Source organism: Moorena sp. SIO3I6, from assembly GCF_010672095.1.
In genome coordinates, this window is the sequence record NZ_JAAHHU010001681.1 from 1 (window position 1) to 1,077 (window position 1,077).

General features: G+C 45.8%; 2 protein-coding genes. Both read right to left on the reverse strand.

Features of this window, described 5'->3' with window-relative positions:
- Positions 1 to 342: cyclic nucleotide-binding domain-containing protein (locus F6K49_RS52250; protein WP_293110946.1), on the reverse strand; the 342-nt coding region annotated here is incomplete at its 3' end.
- A 461-nt stretch (positions 343 to 803) separates the two neighbouring features.
- On the reverse strand, positions 804 to 1,077 hold a 274-nt coding region (locus F6K49_RS52255; RefSeq protein ID WP_293110948.1), incomplete at its 5' end, for a peptidylprolyl isomerase.

Sequence of the window (1,077 nt, forward strand, 5' to 3'; positions counted from 1 at the left end):
GTCAGCCGCATTGATGGTGACACAAACCGCTTCCACCGATGCGATCGCAGTTTCACACGGTATGCCCCTGACCAAACTGACCCAGCCAATAATCGCCCCTGGTTGTAGTAATTTGAGGGTTGTGGGGGTTTGACGGCGTTGGTCATAGCCAATTAGACGGGCTTTGCCTTGGAATAAAATCGAGATTTGGCCTGGCATTTTATCCCTGACCACAATTGTCTGGCCCATGCGGTAGCGCAACAGTTGGCAACTAGTGGACAGTTTTTGCCGTGCTGCCCTTGACAATTGATTGAACGGCGAAATACCAGCTAGAAACTCTTGAATTGTTGTTGTATAGGTCATTGAGCCTCTTAGGATTTGAGATTAGTTTGCAAGAGCGTGAGATTAGTTAGCTTAAATTTAATAACAGCTTCTCATGGGGTATTTATGAGGATATGCTATAAATATTAGGTCTGTTTTTTATGTAAAGACTCTGTAGAGCACCCTAGGACTTGCTTAGCGCTTCTTTCATTAAGAAATGTAACTAGTTGGCTATGCTATGATGGTGCATAGGGAAAATCTATTGAGACTAGCCTTAAACAACAAAAATTTACCCGATCACCATAGACTAATGATCATTTAGCCACGGCACAGTTTCAGGATTACCATAAATGCCAAGCTAGACGGGTTTATCGGAATCTTCTCCATCTGGCGCGAGATGATAATGCCGAGAACGACCATACCCGCCCATGTTCCCCCAAATCCGGAATCAAAGCCGCTGTCTAAGGTTTCTTGAGTTTAGTTTCATTTCTAGAGTTTTGTTGTTAATCTAGCGCTGCTAATTGCTGATTCAGTTGCTCACTGAGCCAGGTGCTGAAACATTCATTCAGCAGTCGCTGGCGCATCGAATCATCTAACTGGGCTGGCATAAACTTCTCCAAACGCACGATTAACAGCCATTCTCCCAAGCGAGTCGGTGGGAACAATTGTCCGGGTTGGCTCAGGCGAAGCATTTGGGCTAAGGCGGGGTGAGGTACGCTCAGTTCAACTGGACCGATTAATCCCCCAGTTTGAGCTTCTGGTCCTTGGGAATATTCC